This window comes from Microbacterium sp. KUDC0406 (assembly GCF_021582875.1).
GTDB lineage: Bacteria > Actinomycetota > Actinomycetes > Actinomycetales > Microbacteriaceae > Microbacterium.
In genome coordinates, this window is the sequence record NZ_CP091138.1 from 179,774 (window position 1) to 197,389 (window position 17,616).

Consider the following 17,616-nt stretch of genomic DNA (forward strand, 5'->3'; position numbering starts at 1 on the left):
GTCAACGCTCGACGACGACGCCGTCCTCGTCGGCGTACAGCCGGGCTCCGGGCCGGAACACGACGTCGCCGAACGTCAGCGTGACGTCCACCTCGCCGGTGCCCTCCTTGCGGCTCCTGCGCGGGTTGGTGCCCAGGGCCTTCACGCCGAGCGGCATCCGCCCGATCGCGACGCTGTCGCGGATGCATCCGTGGATGACAACTCCCTCCCAGCCGTTGTCGACGGCGAGCTGGGCGATCATGTCGCCCATCAGTGCGGTGTCGAAGGAGCCGGCGCCGTCGACGACGAGCACCGACCCGTCTCCGGGGGTGGAGAGCAGCTCCTTGAGCACCACGTTGTCCTGGAAGCAGCGCACGGTGCGGATCGGGCCCTCGAACGCGGTCACGCCGCCGAAGGAGCGCAGCTGCAGGGGGAGGGACTGCAGGGCGTCGCCGTGCTGGTCGTAGAGGTCCGCGGTGGAGGTCATGGCTCAATCCTTTCAGTCACCGGTCGCCCGCGAGCGCCAGCGAGACGAAACGCTCTCAGGTGATCTGAAGGCGTTTCGTCTCGCTTCGCTCGCTCAACGACCGGTGGTGGTGCGGTCAGCTGAACTGGTTCATCGTGTTGTGCTGGCCGCCCGCCTTCAGGGCGGCGTCACCGGCGAAGTACTCCTTGTGGTTGTCACCGAGGTCGGAGCCGGCCATGTTCTGGTGCTTGACGGTGGCGATGCCGCCGCGGATCTCGCGACGCTGCACGCCCTTGACGTAGGCCAGCATCCCCTCGTCGCCGAAGTATCCCTTCGCCAGGTCATCGGTCGAGAGAGCCGCCGTGTGGTAGGTCGGCAGGGTGATCAGGTGGTGGAAGATGCCGGCGCGGGCGGAGCCGTCGCGCTGGAAGGTGCGGATCTTCTCGTCGGCCTGGCGCGCCAGCTCGGTGTCGTCGTACTCGACGCTCATCAGCCTGTCGCGGTCGTAGCCCGACATGTCCTCGCCCAGCTCGGCGAGTGCGTCGTAGGCCTGCTGACGGAAGTTCAGCGTCCAGTTGAACGACGGGCTGTTGTTGTAGACCAGCTTCGCGTCCGGGATCTCGGCGCGGATCGCGTCGACCATGCCGGCGATCTGCTCGACGTGCGGCTTCTCGGTCTCGATCCACAGCAGGTCGGCGCCGTTGCGCAGCGACGTGATGCAGTCCAGCACGACGCGCTCCTCGCCGGTGCCGGCGCGGAACCGGTACAGGTTGCTGGCGAGGCGCTTCGGCCGCAGCAGCCTGCCGTCACGCTTGATGACCACGTCGCCGCCTGCGAGATCGCCCTCGGCGATCTCCTCGACGTCGAGGAACGAGTTGTACTGGTCGCCGAGGTCGCCCGGATGCTGCGTCACGGCGAGCTTCTGGGTCAGGCCGGCGCCCAGCGAGTCGGTGCGGGCGACGATGATGCCGTTGTCGATGCCGAGCTCGAGGAAGGCGTAGCGGACCGCGTTGATCTTCGCGAGGAAGTCCTCGTGCGGCACGGTGACCTTGCCGTCCTGGTGGCCGCACTGCTTCTCGTCCGAGACCTGGTTCTCGATCTGGATGGCGCAGGCGCCGGCCGCGATCATCTTCTTCGCCAGCAGGTACGTGGCCTCGGGGTTGCCGAAGCCGGCGTCGATGTCGGCGATGATGGGCACGACGTGGGTCTCGTAGTCGTCGATCTGCGACTGGATGAACTCGGCTCCGGTTTCATCGCCGGCGGCGCGGGCGGCGTCGAGCTGAGTGAAGAGCAGGTCGAGTTCGCGGGCGTCGGCCTGGCGCAGGAACGTGTAGAGCTCCTCGATCAGTGCGGGCACGGCCGTCTTCTCGTGCATGGACTGGTCGGGCAGCGGGCCGAACTCGGAGCGCAGGGCGGCGACCATCCACCCGGAGAGGTAGAGGTAGCGCTTGTCCGTGGTCTTCAGGTGCTTCTTGATCGAGATCAGCTTCTGCTGCCCGATGAAGCCGTGCCAGACGCCGAGCGACTGGGTGTAGACCGACGAGTCGGCGTCGTACTCGGCCATGTCGCGGCGCATGATGTCGGCGGTGTACTGCGCGATCTCAAGTCCCGTGCGGAACCGGTTCTGCGCACGCATCCGCGCGGCGGCCTCGGGGTCGATGGCGTGCCACGGCGAGCCGTTGCGATCCTTCAGCGCCTGGATGGCGTCGATGTCGTCCTGGTAGCGGGTCATTTCTCTGTCCTTCGTGGGTGTGCAGGCGGGCGGTCGAGGCGTTTCGTCTCGCTTCGCTCGCTCAACGGGCGGGGTATGGACGGGGTGGAAGATCAGGCGGTCTCGACGAGGAAGCGCGAGTACGCCGGCAGGGTCAGGAAGGCGGGGAACTCGGGTCGCAGCGCCACCTCGCGGAACACCTCGGCGGCATCGTCGAACCGGTTGCCCTCCTGGGTCCCTGAGCCTGTCGAAGGGCGCCAGGTGGCGGAGAGCATCTCCGAGATCAGGCCCTCGACGTACTCGGGGGTGATCGGGGTGCCGTCCTCGACGGTCTGGCTCTGGTGGATCCACTGCCAGACCTGCGAGCGGCTGATCTCGGCGGTGGCGGCGTCTTCCATCAGGTTGTCGATGGCGACGGCGCCGATGCCCCGCAGCCACGCCTCGATGTAGCGGATCGCCACGGAGACGTTGTCGCGAACGCCTTGAGCGGTGATCGGGCGTCCGATCCGCACGTCGAGCAGGTCCTCGGCGCGCACCCGCACGTCGTCGCGCTGCCGGTCCAGCTGGTTCGGCCGGTCGCCGAGCACGGCGTCGAACTCGGCCTGAGCGGTGGGGATCAGGTCGGGGTGCGCCACCCAGGTGCCGTCGAAGCCGTCACCCGCCTCGCGGCGCTTGTCAGCGGCGACCTTCTCGATCGCCCTGGCCGTCACCTCGGGATCGCGGCGGTTCGGGATGAAGGCGCTCATCCCGCCGATCGCGAAGGCCCCGCGGCGGTGGCAGGTCTGCACGAGCAGCTCGGTGTAGGCCCGCATGAACGGCACGGTCATGGTGACCTCGCTGCGGTCCGGCAGCACGAAGCGTGCGCCGCGGCCGCGGTAGTTCTTGATGATCGAGAAGATGTAGTCCCAGCGGCCGGCGTTGAGCCCTGCGCAGTGGTCGCGCAGCTCGAAGAGGATCTCCTCCATCTCGAAGGCGGCGGGCAGCGTCTCGATCAGCACGGTCGCGCGGATGGTGCCGTGCGGGATGTCGAGGTAGTCCTCGCTGAACGAGAAGACATCGTTCCACAGCTTCGCCTCCTCGCTGGACTCGAGCTTGGCGATGTAGAAGTACGGACCGCGGCCGGAGTCGATGAGCGCCTGCGCGTTGTGGAAGAAGTACAGTCCGAAGTCGACCAGCGAGGCCGAGGCATCCAGGCGGCGACCGGTGCGGTCGGTGAACGCGAGGTGCTTCTCGGGCAGGTGCCAGCCGCGTGGGCGCATCACGATGGTCGGGGTCTGCTCTGCGGTGACCCGGTATTCCTTGCCGTCGGCGCTGATGTGCACCAGCTCGCCGCGGATCGCGTCGCGCAGCGACAGCTGTCCGCCGATGACGTTGTTCCAGGTGGGGCTGGTGGCGTCCTCCTGGTCGGCCAGCCACACCTTCGCGCCGGAGTTCAGGGCGTTGACGGTCATCTTCGGATCCGTCGGGCCGGTGATCTCGACGCGGCGGTCCTCCAGGCCGGGGCCGGCTCCGGCGACGCGCCAGTCGGCGTCCTCCCGGATGTGCCGGGTGTCGTCTCGGAAGCGCGGGTCGTGGCCGTTGCCGATCTCGAAACGGCGGCGCATCCGGTCGGCCAGGCGATCGTGCCGGCGGCCGGCGAAGCGGTGGTGCAGCTCGGTGAGGAACGCCAGCGCGGCGGGCGTGAGGATCTCGTCGTACCGCTCGCGGACGGGACCCGCGACGACGATCGAAGGCCCCTGCTGGGTGGTCTGGATGGTGGGAGTGCTCATGACCGTGGTCCTCTCTGTGCTGCCGGTGGTGGCTTGACATCCACTCTGAGAGAAGTTCCAGCATCCGGCTGACCAGATCGAAGGAGAAGTTTGGCCGTAATTCTCTTTCGTGACAGAATCGGGGCTACCTGGGGTCGTTGAGCGAGCGAAGCGAGACGAAACGTCGTCACCGCGTTTCGTCTCAGTCGCTGCGCTCCCTCGCTCAACGACCGGAAAGCGAGGAAGCCCGTGGAAGACACCGACGCTCTCACGATCGGGCGGCGCATCCGGCAGCTGCGCACCGCGCGCGGGATGACGCTCGAAGAGCTGGCGTCCGCGGTCGAGCGGGCGCCCAGCCAGCTGTCCATGGTCGAGACCGGCAAGCGCGAGCCGAAGCTCACCCAGCTGCAGGCGATCGCCCGCGCTCTGGACACCACGATCGACGCGCTGCTCGAGGGTGAGCCGCTCGACGAGCGCAGCACGATGGAGATCGCCCTGGAGCGCGCGATGAAGGGGCAGACGTTCCGCGCTCTCGGCATCCCGTCGTTCCGCATCGCGAAATCGGTGCCGGATGACGCGCTCGCCGCGATGCTCGCCCTGCACGGCGAGATCGAGCGGCTGCGCGACGAACGTGCGGCGACGCCCGAGGAGGCCCGCCGCGCCAACGTCGACCTGCGCCACCTGATGCGCACGCAGGACAACTACTTCGAGGGTCTCGAGGCGGCGGCGCGTGAGATCCTGGTCGCCGTCGGCCATCCGGGCGGGCCGCTCACGCAGCGCACCGCGTCCGAGATCGCCGCCCACCTGGGGTTCACGCTGCACTACGCGCCGGACCTGCCACAGTCGACCCGCAGCGTGGCCGACCTCGCGAACGGCCGACTGTATCTGTCCAGCAGTGTTCCGGCCAAGGGCGATGCGCGCACCGCCGTGCTGCAGGCGCTGAGCAGCCGCATCCTCGGCCATGCCGAACCGCGCAGCTACGCGGAGTTCCTGCGCCAGCGGGTGGAGACGAACTACCTCACCGGCGCGCTGCTGGTGCCGGAGGCGCACGTCGTGCCGGTGCTGCAGGATGCCAAGGCCCGACGCGCGATCTCGATCGAAGACCTCCGCGACACCTACTCGGTGTCGTACGAGACCGCCGCGCACCGGTTCACGAACCTCGCGACCCGACACCTCGGCATCCCGGTGCACTTCCTGAAGGTGCACGAGTCCGGCACCATCACGAAGGCCTACGAGAACGACGACGTGAACTTCCCCACCGACCGGCTCGGGTCGATCGAGGGGCAGATGTGCTGCCGGCGCTGGACCAGCCGCGAGGTGTTCGAGGTCGAGGACCGGTTCAACCCGTACTACCAGTACACCGACACCGGCAACGGCACCTACTGGTGCACCGCGCGTGTGGAGCCCTCCAGCGAGGGGCTGCACTCGGTGAGCGTGGGTGTGCGGTTCGACGACACGAAGTGGTTCGTCGGGCGGGACACTCCCAACCGCGGGACCTCTCCGCACGCGACCGAGGTGTGCTGCCGCAGGGCACCTGCCGAGCTCGAGGATCGCTGGCGTCAGCGCTCCTGGCCGAACGTGCGCACCCCGCGCACGCTGCTGGCGACGCTGCCCACCGGTGCATTCCCCGGAGTGGACACCACCGACGTGTACGAGTTCCTGGAGGCGCACGCGCCGACGTGAGAGCTTTTCGCGTGAGTGTCGATTGGCCCGCGCCTCCCGCTGCGGCGCGCGCCGACGATCCGTCGGTGCGGGCGCACCTGCTCGGTCGCTCGGCCGACCTCCGGGCGGGCTGAGCGGCGGAATCCCGCAGTCAGGCCCGTGGGCGTGCGATGGCGTCCAGCAGCACGTCGAGCCCGTACTCGAAGGCCTCGTCGACGTCGCCGCCGAGACGGAACGCACCGGCCTGCTCCATCGTGCAGAAGCCGTAGATCCAGGCGGTGAACGTGCGGGCCGCGGGCAGCGGGTCACCGGACGCTGCGGCGGAGATGACGTCGAGCAGCGGGCGCAGCAGCGGTTCGCCGGCCTCGGGTGAGGGTGCGGCGGCGGCCGAGGGCGCGGCGAACAGCAGTCCTGAGACGCGCGGGGCCCGAGCGGCGAAGGCGCGCAGGGCGTGCGCCATCCGTCGCAGCCGTCCGGCAGGGCCTTCGCCCGGGGCGAACGGCTCCGAGGACATCTCCGTGACGAGCTCGCGGGCGGCATCCTCCGCGGCGAGGCGGAGCAGGCCGTGCCGGTCGGCGGCTCGCTTGTACAGGCTCGGCGTGCGGACGCCGACGGCGGATGCCACCGAGCTCATCGTGACGGCGTCGATCCCGTCATCCTCGGCGATCCGGCGGATGGCGGCGACGAGCGCCTCCTGGCTGACGCGCTGCGGTGCAGGCATGCGGTCCCCTTCCTGTGAATCGATCATAAGGCTATTGACATTAGCCTTCAAGGCTACTTGATGTAGCCATCATGAACGCAGAGATCCTCCGCATCGGCGACGACCTGGTCGCGATGCACGCCGTCCTCACGGATGCCGGCATCACTCTCGTCGACGCCGGCCTTCCTGGCGATCGCAAAGCGCTCGAGAGCACGCTGCGCGCCGCGGGCCGTGAGCTGTCCGACATCCGCGGTGTCGTGCTGACCCACGGCGACAGCGATCACATCGGGGTCGCCGAGTGGCTGCGCGCCGAGCACGGCGTGCCCGTCCACGTGCACGAGGCGGATGCCGCGCGGGCCAGGGGAGAGGTGAAGTCGCACGCCCCCGGCGGCGCCTGGAAGCTGGGCCCCGTGCTGCGCTTCCTCGGCAGCGGCATCCGACGAGGTGCGATGCGCAGCGTGCGGATCGGAGAGGTGCGCACGTTCCGGGACGGCGACGTGCTCGACCTGCCCGGCGCGCCGGAGATCATCGGGCTGCGCGGCCACTCGCCGGGCTCGGTCGCGATCCGCATCCCGTCCGCCGACGCGCTGTTCCTCGGCGACGCGGTCACCACGCGCAATGTGCTCACCGGGGTCGAGGCCGTCGCGCTCGGACCGTTCAGCGACGACCCGCAGCAGACTCCCGAGAGCCTCGAGCGGCTGCGCGGGCTGCCGGAGACGCGGCTCTTCCCCGGCCACGGGCCGGAGTTCCGCGGCACGGCCGACCAGCTCATCGCCGCGCTGGCCGTCACGCGGCAGGAGTGATGATCCGCAGTCCGTCGAAGCGGCGGAAGTCGCGGTCGAAGGTCGCCACCGGGCAGTCGTAGCCCAGCGCGACCGATGCGATGTACGCATCCGGTACGAGATTGCCGGTCGCCTGCGTCTCGATGCACAACGCGACCAGGTGCGTCGCTCCGTCGATCAACGGCGCAGCGGTGAGGTACGCGCCCGCAGACACCACATCGTGGATGAAGGCCGAAGCCTCGTCCAACCTCGAGGGAACGCGGAAGGCTCCCGGCAGAGTGACGATCCGCAGGAACCCGGTCCATACCGCATCCGGGACGACGATGTCGTCGGAACCCGAGAGCGCCTGTGAGAGCCACGGGAGCGCGACATCGTGATGCGGATGATCCTGGCGGAACGCCGCGATCAGCACGTTGACGTCGACGACGATCATGCGATCTCGGTGCCCATCGCCTCGTACAGACCGCGATTCGTGGTGAGATCGACGCCGGGCTGGGCGCCGCCGGTCGCTGCTGACACGGTCAGAGTCACTGGTCGTCGGGCAGGCCGAGATGCCGCGAGATCGCGCCGCAGCACCTCTTCGACATAAGCGCCGAGCGTCACGCCGGACTCCTGGGCGCGGGCCTTCGCCTGCGCGAGCAGGCGATCGTTGATCGAGAGGGTGGTGCGCATGATGCTGATCCTAGTGCATCACCTGCATCAGTCGGCGGCTGCCTGCAGCGTCGCCCACAGTTCGGCGCGGGCCGGGAACGTCGCGAGGTCGATCTGCAGGATGCCGGACGCCTGAGCGATGCGCGCCCGCAGCGTGTGCCGGTGGATGCCGAGCGCCGTTGCGGCCTGCTCGACGCGGGCGTCGTGCTCCAGCCACACCCGCAGCTGCTGCTCGAGATCCGGGTCGGCCTCGCGGAGCGGCGCGAGCCGGCTCTGCGCAGCGAGCCGGGCGTCGGGGCCGAGGGAATCCAGGATGCCCGGTGCTGCGGCGTACCGGATCACGCCCTCGCCCTGTCGCCGCAGTGCGGTCGCGGCCTGTGCCTCGGCGCGCGCGATGTCGTCGAGGTCACTGGGCTCGGAGAGCCCCAGCCTCGCAGCGAAGGCCGCGGCGAAGGCATCCACGGCCGCGACGTCGGCGGCGGAGAGCACCACGATGCCCTCAGCGACCAGTGCGTCGGTCGCGCGTCGCCGCCACCAGTCCGGATTCGCCGGAGCGTCGGTCGCCGCGATGAGCACCGGCTCGGCGGGAAGCTCGCGCACTCGGCGGGCCGCTCGGGTGGCTCCCTCGCGCAGCAGCGTCAGCACCTCGGCATCCAGCCGCCGCTCCCGCAGGGCGAGCCGCTCGCTCTGCTCCAGCGCCAGTCCGGCCATCGCGATCACCGACGTGACGACGGTGCGGGTCTCCGGGTCGAGGGCCGCCGCGCCCACGCCGATCACGCCGCGCAGTCGCCCGGTGCTGCCGAGCGTGAACAGCGTCGCGCCGCTCTCGCCGTGCTCGATCGTCTCGCTCGCGGTCGCCCCGCGTGCCAGCAGGGCCCCGGCATGCGCAGTCAGCTCGGCCGTCGCGGCGCCTGCGGGATGCTCGTGCACGAGTCCGCCGGCCTCGTCGAACATCGCCACTCCGCATCCCAGCCGGCGGGAGAGCTCGGTGAGCGCGGCATCCAGACCCTGCGGGCGCAGCGAGGCGATCGCGAGTGCCCGCTGCGCCTCCAAGGCCCAGGTGCGCCGGGAGTACGCCTGCTCTGCGATCGCCTCGGCATGGGCGCGGGCGACGGCGATGAACGGGGTGCCGTAGGGCACTTCGAAGAGCGGGATGCCGCGTTCGGCGCAGGCGTCTGCGAGTCCGTCGGGCACGCCGGCGCGGTGCACGTCGGTGCCGAAGCCGAGCCCGATCACGCCTCGCTGCGCGAGGCGGTCCACGTAGTCGCCCACCGGGGTCTGCTCGAACTGCGTGCCCGTCGTGAGCAGCACCAGGTCGTCGGCGAGGAACGGCGTCGGATCGGCGAGATCGCTGCTGTGCACCCAGCGCAGCGGGCGGTCCAGCGCACGGTCCGGCAGCTCCGCCGGCAGCAGCCGCAGCTTCAGCGCGGGCCGGGCGAGCAGCGTGCGCAGGGTGGGCGTCGTGGTGTCCACGTGGTCTCCGTCCCGGTCGTTGAGCGAGCGAAGCGAGACGAAACGCATCCGCGCGTCGGAGAGCGTTTCGTCTCGGTCGCAGGCTCCCTCGCTCAACGACCGGTTGGCCGGAGCGGCGAAACTTCCAATCAGATTGTACGCACCGGCGAATGCATCGGACATCCGGCCGACCTAGCGTTGCTGTCATGACCCTCATCGACGAGCCCACCACTGTTCCCGTCGGCGGCCCCGCACTGCCCCAGGTGCGCCGGGTCGTCACCGACCTCCCCGGCCCCCGCTCGGCCGAGATCCTGGCCCGCAAGGCCGCTGCCGTCTCCGCGGGCGTCTCGCACACGATCCCCGTCGCCGCTGTCGCGGCCGGCGGAGGCGTCGTGGTCGACGCCGACGGCAACTCGCTGATCGACCTCGGCTCGGGCATCGCCGTGACCTCGGTGGGCAATGCACACCCGAAGGTCGCCGCAGCCGTGGCCGCGCAGGCCGCGCAGTTCACCCACACCTGCTTCATGATCTCGCCGTACGAGTCGTACATCGAGGTCGCCGAGGCGCTGAACCGGCTGACTCCCGGCGACTTCGCCAAGAAGACCGCCCTGTTCAACTCGGGCGCCGAAGCCGTCGAGAACGCGATCAAGATCGCCCGCAAGCACACCGGTCGCCAGGCCGTCGTCGCCCTCGACCACGGTTACCACGGCCGTACCAACCTGACCATGGCGCTGACCGCCAAGTCGATGCCGTACAAGAGCGGGTTCGGGCCGTTCGCCCCCGAGGTGTACCGCGTTCCCGGCTCGTACCCGCTGCGCGACGGACTGACCGGCGCCGAGGCCGCTGCCCGCGCCATCACCCTGATCGAGAAGCAGGTCGGCGCCGACAACCTCGCCGCGATCATCATCGAGCCCATCCAGGGCGAGGGCGGGTTCATCGTCCCCGCGGACGGGTTCCTGAACGACATCGTGGACTGGTGCCGCGCGAACGGCGTGGTCTTCATCGCCGACGAGGTGCAGACCGGTTTCGCCCGCACCGGACACATGTTCGCCAGCGAGATCTTCGGCATCGAGCCCGACCTCATCACCACGGCCAAGGGCATCGCGGCGGGTCTTCCGCTCGCCGGCGTCACCGGCCGCGCGGAGGTCATGGATGCCACGCACGCCGGCGGACTGGGCGGCACCTACGGCGGCAACCCGATCGCCTGCGCCGCGGCGCTCGCCGCGATCGACGCCTTCGAGAACGAGGGCCTCGTGCAGCGCGCCGCCGAGATCGGCGGCATCCTGCTCGGCCGTCTCGCGGTCATGCAGGCCGGCGACCCGCGCATCGGCGACGTCCGCGGTCACGGTGCGATGATCGCCGCCGAGTTCGTCGACCCGGCGACCGGCGCCCCGGATGCGGCGCTCACGGCGAAGGTCGCCAAGGCCGCGATCGCGGAGGGCGTGATCGTGCTCACCTGCGGCACCTTCGGCAACGTCATCCGGTTCCTGCCGCCGCTCTCGATCGGCGATGAGCTGCTGAACGAGGGCCTCGACGTCGTCGCGGCCGCACTGGCGGCCTCCTGAGACCACCGGCCGCGCGAAGGGTCGGGGGATCTTGGAGCGCGGCCGGTACACACCATTCCGAGAAGAGAAGGATCTGTGCAATGACGGACATCACTCGTGACGTGGTCATCATCGGGGCCGGCGCTGCCGGCACGACGGCGGCCGATCAGCTGCGCAAGGCGGGCCTGACGGTCGCCGTGCTCGAGGCACGCGACCGCGTCGGCGGACGCCTCTGGACCGACGTCATCGAGGGCGCGATGCTCGAGATCGGCGGTCAGTGGGTCTCTCCCGATCAGGACGCCCTGAAGGAGACCATCGCCGACCTGGGGCTGGAGACGTTCAGCCGCTACCGCGAGGGCGACAGCGTCTACGTCGGCCCCGACGGGCAGGCGCACCGCTTCACCGGCGAGATGTTCCCGGTGGAGCCCGAGACCGAGGCTGTGATCGCCGAGATCACCGAGCGTCTCGACGCGATGGTCGCCGAGATCGACCCCGACCGTCCGTGGGAGCACCCGAACGCCGCGGAGTGGGACGCGATCACCTGGGACGCCTGGCTGCGGCAGCAGACCGATGACGACGAGGCCGTGCGCAACCTCGCCTTCGCCACCGGCTCGGCGATGCTCACCAAGCCCACGCACGCCTTCTCGCTGCTGCAGTCGCTGCTGATGGCGGCATCCGCCGGCTCGTACTCCAACCTCGTCGACGCCGACTTCATCCTCGACAAGCGGGTCGTCGGGGGTCTGCAGCAGGTGCCGCAGCTGCTCGCCGAGCGTCTCGGTGACGACGTGTTCCTGAACAGCGCTGTGCGCTCCCTGGAGTGGGGCGACCCTTCGACAGGCTCAGGGGCCCAGAACGTCGTGGCACACGCCGACGGCGACCTGACCGTGCGAGCGCGCTATGCGGTCCTCGCGCACGCCCCGGTGCTGTACGACCGCATCTCGTTCGTGCCGGCGCTGCCGCGCCGCCAGCACCAGCTGCACCAGCACCTCTCGATGGGCTTCGTGATCAAAGTGCACGCGGTCTACGACCGGCCGTTCTGGCGCGAGCAGGGTCTGTCCGGCACGGCGTTCAGCCCGTACGAGCTTTCGCACGAGGCCTACGACAACACCAACCACGGCGACGAGCGGGGCACCCTGGTCGGTTTCGTGAGCGACCAGAACGCGGACGACCTGTTCACGCTCTCGGCCGAGGAGCGCAAGGAGCGCATCCTCGAGTCGCTCTCGCACTACTACGGCCCTGAGGCCAAGAGCCCGGTCGTCTACTACGAGAGCGACTGGGGCAGCGAGGAGTGGACGCGCGGCGCCTACGCCGCGAGCTTCGACATGGGCGGCCTGCATCGCTACGGCGCCGACCTGCGCGCCGCGGTCGGCCCGATCCACTTCGCCTGCAGTGACATGGCCGGCGCCGGCTACCAGCACGTCGACGGCGCCATCCGCATGGGGCGTCTCGCCGCGGCGAACATCCTGGCGGCGGACGGCGCATGACCAGCCCGATCGTCGTCGGCTACACGGCAACGGCCGCCGGCGCTGACGCGCTCACCCTCGGCATCCGGCTCGCCAGAGCCACCGATGCCGCACTGCGGCTCGTGATCGTGCTCCCCTTCGAGGGGACGCGGAGCAAGGCCGTCGCCCCGGAGCGCGCCTATGAGGACCTGCTCCGCGACCAGGCGCGCAGCTGGCTGGAGGATGCTGTCACCGCCATCCCCGAGGGCCTCGCGCACAGCGGCCACGTGCGCTTCGCGGAATCGTTCGGCGCGGGACTGCTGTCCGCCGCGGATGAGTTCGGCGCCGGTCTGCTCGTGCTCGGCGCCGCGAACGGCGGCGCTCTGCGACGGCACCGTCTGGGGTCCGTGGCATCCGAGCTGCTGCACACCTCGACCGTGCCGGTCGCGCTGGCCCCGGCAGGTCTGTCCGGCGAGACGGATGCCGGGCTGCCGCGCATCACGGTCGCCACCGGCACCCGTCCGGGCGCCGATCGGCTGCTGGAGAGTGCCGTGCGCCTGGCCGCGGCATCCGGTGCGGCTGTGCGCCTGATCTCGCTGATGCCGCTCGACGTGCCACCGGGGCTGAACACCGGCGCGATCACTCTCGTGAAGGACGCCCACGTCGACCAGGTGCTCGCCGCGGCCAGGGATCGGCTGCCCGCCGACACCGATGTCGAGGTGCTGCAGGCCGGCGGCGACAGCATCGAGGACGCCGTGGCGCAGCTGGATTGGCTGTCAGGCGAGATCGTGCTGGTCGGCTCCAGTCGCCTGGCGCAGCCGCGCCGGCTGTTCCTGGGCTCGACCGCGGCGAAGATGCTGCGCGAGCTGCCCGTCCCCATGATCGTGGTGCCGCGCACCCGCACCGAAGCAGGAGATCGCTGATGACCACCGCGAACCGGGCGATGGAGCCCGAGTCCTCTGTGACCACGGGCATCTCCCGCAAGGGGCTCAGCGTCGGGACGGTGGGCGTCCTCGGCGCCCTGGTGATGGGCATCTCGTGCATCGCACCGGCGTACACGTACACGGCCGGAATCGGCGGGGCCGTCGGTGCGGTCGGATTCCAGGTGCCGGCGATCCTGCTGCTCGGATTCATCCCGATGCTGCTCGTGGCCTTCGGGTACCGCGAACTCAACAAGGCCATGCCCGACTCGGGCACCTCGTTCACGTGGGCCACACGGGCGTTCGGGCCGTACGTCGGCTGGATGGCGGGCTGGGGCCTGATCGTCGCGACCATCCTGGTGCTGTCCAACCTCGCCGGCATCGCCGTCGACTTCCTCTTCCTGCTGATCTCGCAGATCTCGGGCAACGGGGCCATCGCCGAGATCACTCGCAACCCGTTCGTGAACGTCGCCGTATGCCTGGCCTTCGTCGCGCTCGCCGCCTGGGTGTCGTACCGCGACGTGTCGACCTCGCAGAAGATGCAGTACGGGCTGGTCGCGTTCCAGATCGCGATCCTCGTGCTGTTCGCCGTGATGGCGATCGTCGAGACCGTGCAGGGCGGTGGGTTCGACGCGCATATGCCCGAACTGGCATGGTTCAACCCGTTCGAGATCCAGGGCGGCCTGTCCATGGTCGTGATGGGCCTCTCCGCCTCGGTGTTCATGTTCTGGGGGTGGGACGTCACCCTCACGATGAACGAGGAGGCGAAGGACCCGGAGCGCACCCCGGGCGCGCGGCCATGCTCACGGTGGTCTCGATCATCGCGATCTACCTGCTGCTCACCGTCAGCAGCCTGATGTACTCCGGAATCGGCGACACGGGTCTCGGGCTCAGGAACGAGGAGATCGGCGGCAACGTGTTCTTCGCGCTGTCCGGTCCGGTGATGGGCGGCCTGGCATTCCTGCTGTCGCTGGCGGTGCTGACCTCGTCGGCATCGTCGCTGCAGTCGACCTTCATCTCGCCGGCCAGGACGCTGCTGGCGATGGGCCACTACGGGGCCATGCCCAAGAAGTTCGCCGGGGTCAGCCCGCGGTTCTTCACGCCCGGGTACGCGACGATCGTCTCGGCCGTCGTCGCCGGAGGCTTCTACGCCGTGATGCGCTTCCTCAGCGAGGACGCGCTGTGGGACACGATCCTCGCACTCGGCATGATGATCTGCTTCTACTACGGCATCACCGCGCTGTCCTGCGTGTGGTACTTCCGCCACCAGTGGTTCGACTCGGGCAAGGACTTCTTCTTCAAATTCGCCAGCCCTCTCGTCGGGGGGATCATCCTGCTGGTGCTGTTCGTGATCACCGCGATCGACAGCCTCGCGCCCGACTACGGCTCGATCGCCATCGGAGCGGACGCGAACGGCGAGGGCGGCATCGGCATCGTGTTCTTCATCGGCGTCGGCCTCCTCCTCTTCGGCGGGGTGCTGATGCTCGTCCAGAGACTCGTCTCTCCCGACTTCTTCCGCGGCACGGTGCTGAGCGTGGACGCACCGCCCAGTCGCCGCCGCTGATTCACCTTCGACAGAGAAAGAGAAACCATGAGCACTGCACTCGCACAGAACGAGCAGGACCTGCTTGACCGGGTCCGCACGGGTCTCTACATCGGCGGCGAATGGGTCGACGCCGAGGAGGGTCGCACGTTCGACGTGCACGACCCCGCCACGAACGCGGTCATCCGCTCGATCGCCGATGCCACCCCCGCCGACGGCATCCGCGCCCTCGACGCCGCCGCGGCCGCTCAGGATGCCTGGGCGGCCACGCCGCCGCGCACCCGAAGCGACATCCTGCGCAGAGCGTTCGACCTCGTGCAGGAGCACAAGGAGGACCTCGCGCTGCTGATGACCCTCGAGATGGGCAAGCCGCTCGCCGAGGCTCGCGGCGAGGTCGTCTACGGCGGTGAGTTCCTGCGCTGGTTCAGCGAGGAGGCCGTGCGCATCTCCGGACGCTACGGGGTGAACCCCGAGGGCACCGGCCGCATGGTGGTCTCGCAGCGTCCCGTCGGGCCGTCCTTCTTCATCACGCCGTGGAACTTCCCGTTCGCCATGGCGACGCGCAAGATCGCCCCGGCGCTGGCCGCCGGCTGCACGGTGGTGATCAAGCCCCCGGCACTCACCCCGCTGACGACGATCTTCTTCACCCAGCTGCTCGAGGAGGCCGGCCTTCCGGCCGGCGTCGTCAACGTCGTGCAGACGTCGTCGTCGTCGAAGCTGTCGGCGCCGATCATCGCCGACCCGCGCCTGCGCAAGCTGTCGTTCACCGGCTCGACCGAGGTCGGTCGCAAACTGATCGCGCAGGCCGCCGAGGGCGTGCTGCGCGTGTCGATGGAGCTGGGCGGCAACGCGCCGTTCGTCGTGTTCGACGACGCCGACCTGGACAAGGCCGTCGAGGGCGCGATGGCTGCGAAGTTCCGCAACATCGGCCAGGCCTGCACCGCCGCGAACCGGTTCATCGTGCACTCGGCGGTCGCCGAGGAGTTCGCGAACCGGGTCTCCGAGCGCGTCAAGGCGATGAAGATCGGCCGCGGGACCGAGGAGGGCGTCGCGATCGGGCCGCTGATCGATGCGGACGCCGTCGCGAAGGCCGACGAGCTGGTGCAGGATGCCGTGGGCCGTGGCGCACGCGTGCTCGCGGGCGGCAACGCGCTCGACGGCGTCGGCACGTTCTACGAGCCCACCGTGATCACCGAAGTCGCCGCGGGCAGCGACATCCTGCGCGAGGAGATCTTCGGGCCCGTGCTGGCGATCGCGACTTTCGACACCGAGGACGAGGCGGTGCGCCTGGCGAACGACACCGAGTACGGTCTCGTCTCGTATGTCTTCACCGAGGATCTGGCACGCGGGCACCGCATGATCGATGCTCTGGAGACGGGCATGATGGGCCTGAACATCGGGGTCGTCTCGAACGCCGCCGCGCCCTTCGGCGGCGTCAAGCAGTCCGGCGTCGGCCGCGAGGGCGGGTTCGAGGGCATCCACGAATACCTGTCCACCAAGTACACGCTCATCCCCAACGACTGAAGGGACGCACAATGACCGACTACGCCGTCGTCAACCCGGCCACCGGGCAGACCCTGGCCTCGTTCGACACGCTCACCGATGAGCAGATCGAGCAGGCCGTGGCATCCGCCGCCGAGGCCCACCGCAGCTGGTCGCGCACGTCGACCGTCGCCGAGCGCGCCGGCCTGATCCGCCGGATGGCCCAGCTGCACCGCGAGCGCCGCGAGGAGCTGGCCGACATCTTCGTCCGAGAGATGGGCAAGCCCCGCGAGGCGGCGCTCGGAGAGGTCGACTTCGCTGCCGACATCGCCGAGTACTACGCCGATCAGGCCGAGTCGATCATGGCCGACCAGCCGATCGCGATCCAGGGGAGGGGTCGGCCCTCATCCGCCGCTCCTCGCTCGGGCCGCTGATCGGCATCATGCCGTGGAACTTCCCGGCCTACCAGATCGTGCGCTTCGCGGCGCCGAACCTCATCGTCGGCAACACGATCCTGCTGAAGCCGGCACCGCAGTGCCCGGAGTCGTCGAGCGCGATCGCGGAGATCTATCGCGACGCCGGATTCCCGCCGGGGCGTACCAGAACATCCTCGCGACGAACGAGCAGATCGCCGGGATGATCGCCGACCCGCGGATCGCCGGAGTCTCGCTGACCGGCTCCGAACGTGCCGGCGCGGCCGTCGCCGAGGTCGCCGGCCGCAACCTGAAGAAGGTGGCGCTGGAGCTGGGCGGTTCAGATCCGTTCATCGTGCTGTCGACGGATGACCTGGACGCCACGGTCCAGGCGGGCGTCGACGCCCGCCTGGACAACAACGGCCAGGCCTGCAACGGCGCGAAGCGCTTCATCGTCGTGGACGGCCTGTACGACGCGTTCACCGAGAAGTTCACGGCGGCGATGGCCGGCGGTCACCGCGACCGATCCGATGCAGGACGACACTGTGCTCGGTCCGGTGTCGTCGGAGGCTGCGGCGGAACGTCTGCAGGAGCAGATCGACGGCGCGGTCGCGCAGGGGGCCACGCTGCTGACCGGCGGCACCCGCGACGGCGCGTTCTTCGCGCCGACGGTGCTGGCCGACGTGACGCCCGAGATGGACGTCTACCGCGAGGAACTGTTCGGCCCGGCCGCAGTGGTCTACCGCGTCGCCGACGAGGACGCGGCGGTCGCCCTGGCGAACGACACCTCGTTCGGGCTCGGCTCGTACGTGTTCACGACGGATGCCGCACAGGCCGAGCGCGTGGCCGACAGGATCGAGGCCGGAATGGTCTACGTCAACCTCGTGCTGGCGGACAGCCCCGAGCTGCCCTTCGGCGGCATCAAGCGCAGCGGCACGGCCCGCGAGCTGGGACACCTCGCCGCCGACGAGTTCGTGAACAAGAAGCTCATCCGCGTGGGGTGAGTCCCGCAGCGCCGACGCCCCGCCCGGTCCGCCGGGTGGGGCGTCCTGCATTCCAGTGCGGTGCGCTTCGGCCCGCGGAATCCTCCTGTCCTCGCCGGAACTCCTGTTCCAGGGTGG

Annotated in this window: 13 protein-coding genes and 2 pseudogenes; 8 read left to right on the forward strand and 7 right to left on the reverse strand. The window is 69.7% G+C overall.

Annotation, left to right across the window (positions count from 1 at the left end):
- Position 1: 1 nt before the first annotated feature.
- The 3 genes from rraA to aceB all read right to left on the reverse strand — a co-directional run bounded on the left by rraA (position 2) and on the right by aceB (position 3,925).
- Entirely contained in the window at positions 2-466 is a 465-nt protein-coding gene (gene rraA, locus L2X99_RS00990) for a ribonuclease E activity regulator RraA (protein WP_236135515.1), read from the reverse strand.
- Positions 467-581: 115 nt separating this feature from the next.
- Positions 582-2,177: an isocitrate lyase gene (locus L2X99_RS00995; RefSeq protein ID WP_236125432.1), complete on the reverse strand. Its 1,596-nt coding sequence runs from the start codon at positions 2,175-2,177 to the stop codon at positions 582-584.
- 92 nt (positions 2,178-2,269) lie between these two features.
- The gene (gene aceB, locus L2X99_RS01000) at positions 2,270-3,925 is read right to left on the reverse strand and encodes a malate synthase A (protein ID WP_236125431.1); all 1,656 of its coding nucleotides are present in this window, start codon (positions 3,923-3,925) and stop codon (positions 2,270-2,272) included.
- Positions 3,926-4,153: 228 nt separating this feature from the next.
- Here aceB and L2X99_RS01005 point away from each other — a divergent pair, with 228 nt between their 5' ends.
- The gene (locus L2X99_RS01005; RefSeq protein ID WP_442923474.1) at positions 4,154-5,587 is read left to right on the forward strand and encodes a helix-turn-helix domain-containing protein; all 1,434 of its coding nucleotides are present in this window, start codon (positions 4,154-4,156) and stop codon (positions 5,585-5,587) included.
- A 130-nt stretch (positions 5,588-5,717) separates the two neighbouring features.
- Here L2X99_RS01005 and L2X99_RS01010 read toward each other — a convergent pair whose 3' ends face one another.
- Positions 5,718-6,287 carry a TetR/AcrR family transcriptional regulator gene (locus L2X99_RS01010; protein WP_236125430.1) on the reverse strand — a complete coding sequence of 190 codons (570 nt, stop codon included), beginning with the start codon at positions 6,285-6,287 and terminating at the stop codon, positions 5,718-5,720.
- 71 nt (positions 6,288-6,358) lie between these two features.
- On the opposite strand from L2X99_RS01010, the gene L2X99_RS01015 reads away from it, so the two are divergent.
- Positions 6,359-7,069, forward strand: a complete 711-nt coding sequence (locus L2X99_RS01015; protein WP_236125429.1) for an MBL fold metallo-hydrolase — start codon at positions 6,359-6,361, stop codon at positions 7,067-7,069.
- Here the strand turns inward: L2X99_RS01015 and L2X99_RS01020 are convergent.
- Genes L2X99_RS01020 through L2X99_RS01030 form a run of 3 tightly spaced genes read right to left on the reverse strand, consistent with a single transcriptional unit; the run spans position 7,053 to position 9,172 of the window.
- Positions 7,053-7,481 carry a TA system VapC family ribonuclease toxin gene (locus tag L2X99_RS01020; RefSeq protein ID WP_236125428.1) on the reverse strand — a complete coding sequence of 143 codons (429 nt, stop codon included), beginning with the start codon at positions 7,479-7,481 and terminating at the stop codon, positions 7,053-7,055. The genes L2X99_RS01015 and L2X99_RS01020 overlap by 17 nt on opposite strands.
- Complete coding sequence (locus L2X99_RS01025; RefSeq protein WP_236125427.1) at positions 7,478-7,720, reverse strand: hypothetical protein; 243 nt, start codon at positions 7,718-7,720, stop codon at positions 7,478-7,480. Before L2X99_RS01025 ends, L2X99_RS01020 begins: the two co-directional genes overlap by 4 nt.
- Before the next feature lie 27 nt (positions 7,721-7,747).
- The gene (locus L2X99_RS01030) at positions 7,748-9,172 is read right to left on the reverse strand and encodes a PucR family transcriptional regulator (RefSeq protein ID WP_236135516.1); all 1,425 of its coding nucleotides are present in this window, start codon (positions 9,170-9,172) and stop codon (positions 7,748-7,750) included.
- 185 nt (positions 9,173-9,357) lie between these two features.
- On the opposite strand from L2X99_RS01030, the gene gabT reads away from it, so the two are divergent.
- The 6 genes and pseudogenes from gabT to L2X99_RS01060 all read left to right on the forward strand — a co-directional run bounded on the left by gabT (position 9,358) and on the right by L2X99_RS01060 (position 17,499).
- Entirely contained in the window at positions 9,358-10,716 is a 1,359-nt protein-coding gene (gene gabT, locus L2X99_RS01035; protein WP_236135517.1) for a 4-aminobutyrate--2-oxoglutarate transaminase, read from the forward strand.
- Positions 10,717-10,796: 80 nt separating this feature from the next.
- A complete protein-coding gene (locus tag L2X99_RS01040) occupies positions 10,797-12,179 on the forward strand; it encodes a flavin monoamine oxidase family protein (protein WP_236125424.1) in 1,383 nt (460 codons plus the stop codon).
- Complete coding sequence (locus L2X99_RS01045; protein WP_236125423.1) at positions 12,176-13,060, forward strand: universal stress protein; 885 nt, start codon at positions 12,176-12,178, stop codon at positions 13,058-13,060. The genes L2X99_RS01040 and L2X99_RS01045 overlap by 4 nt, the downstream gene beginning before the upstream one ends.
- Positions 13,060-14,621, forward strand: a pseudogene (locus L2X99_RS01050) (APC family permease). The gene L2X99_RS01045 and the pseudogene L2X99_RS01050 overlap by 1 nt, the downstream one beginning before the upstream one ends.
- Positions 14,622-14,648: 27 nt before the next feature.
- Entirely contained in the window at positions 14,649-16,124 is a 1,476-nt protein-coding gene (locus L2X99_RS01055) for an NAD-dependent succinate-semialdehyde dehydrogenase (RefSeq protein WP_236125422.1), read from the forward strand.
- Between the two features lie 11 nt (positions 16,125-16,135).
- A pseudogene (locus L2X99_RS01060) lies at positions 16,136-17,499 on the forward strand (NAD-dependent succinate-semialdehyde dehydrogenase).
- Positions 17,500-17,616: the final 117 nt, after the last annotated feature.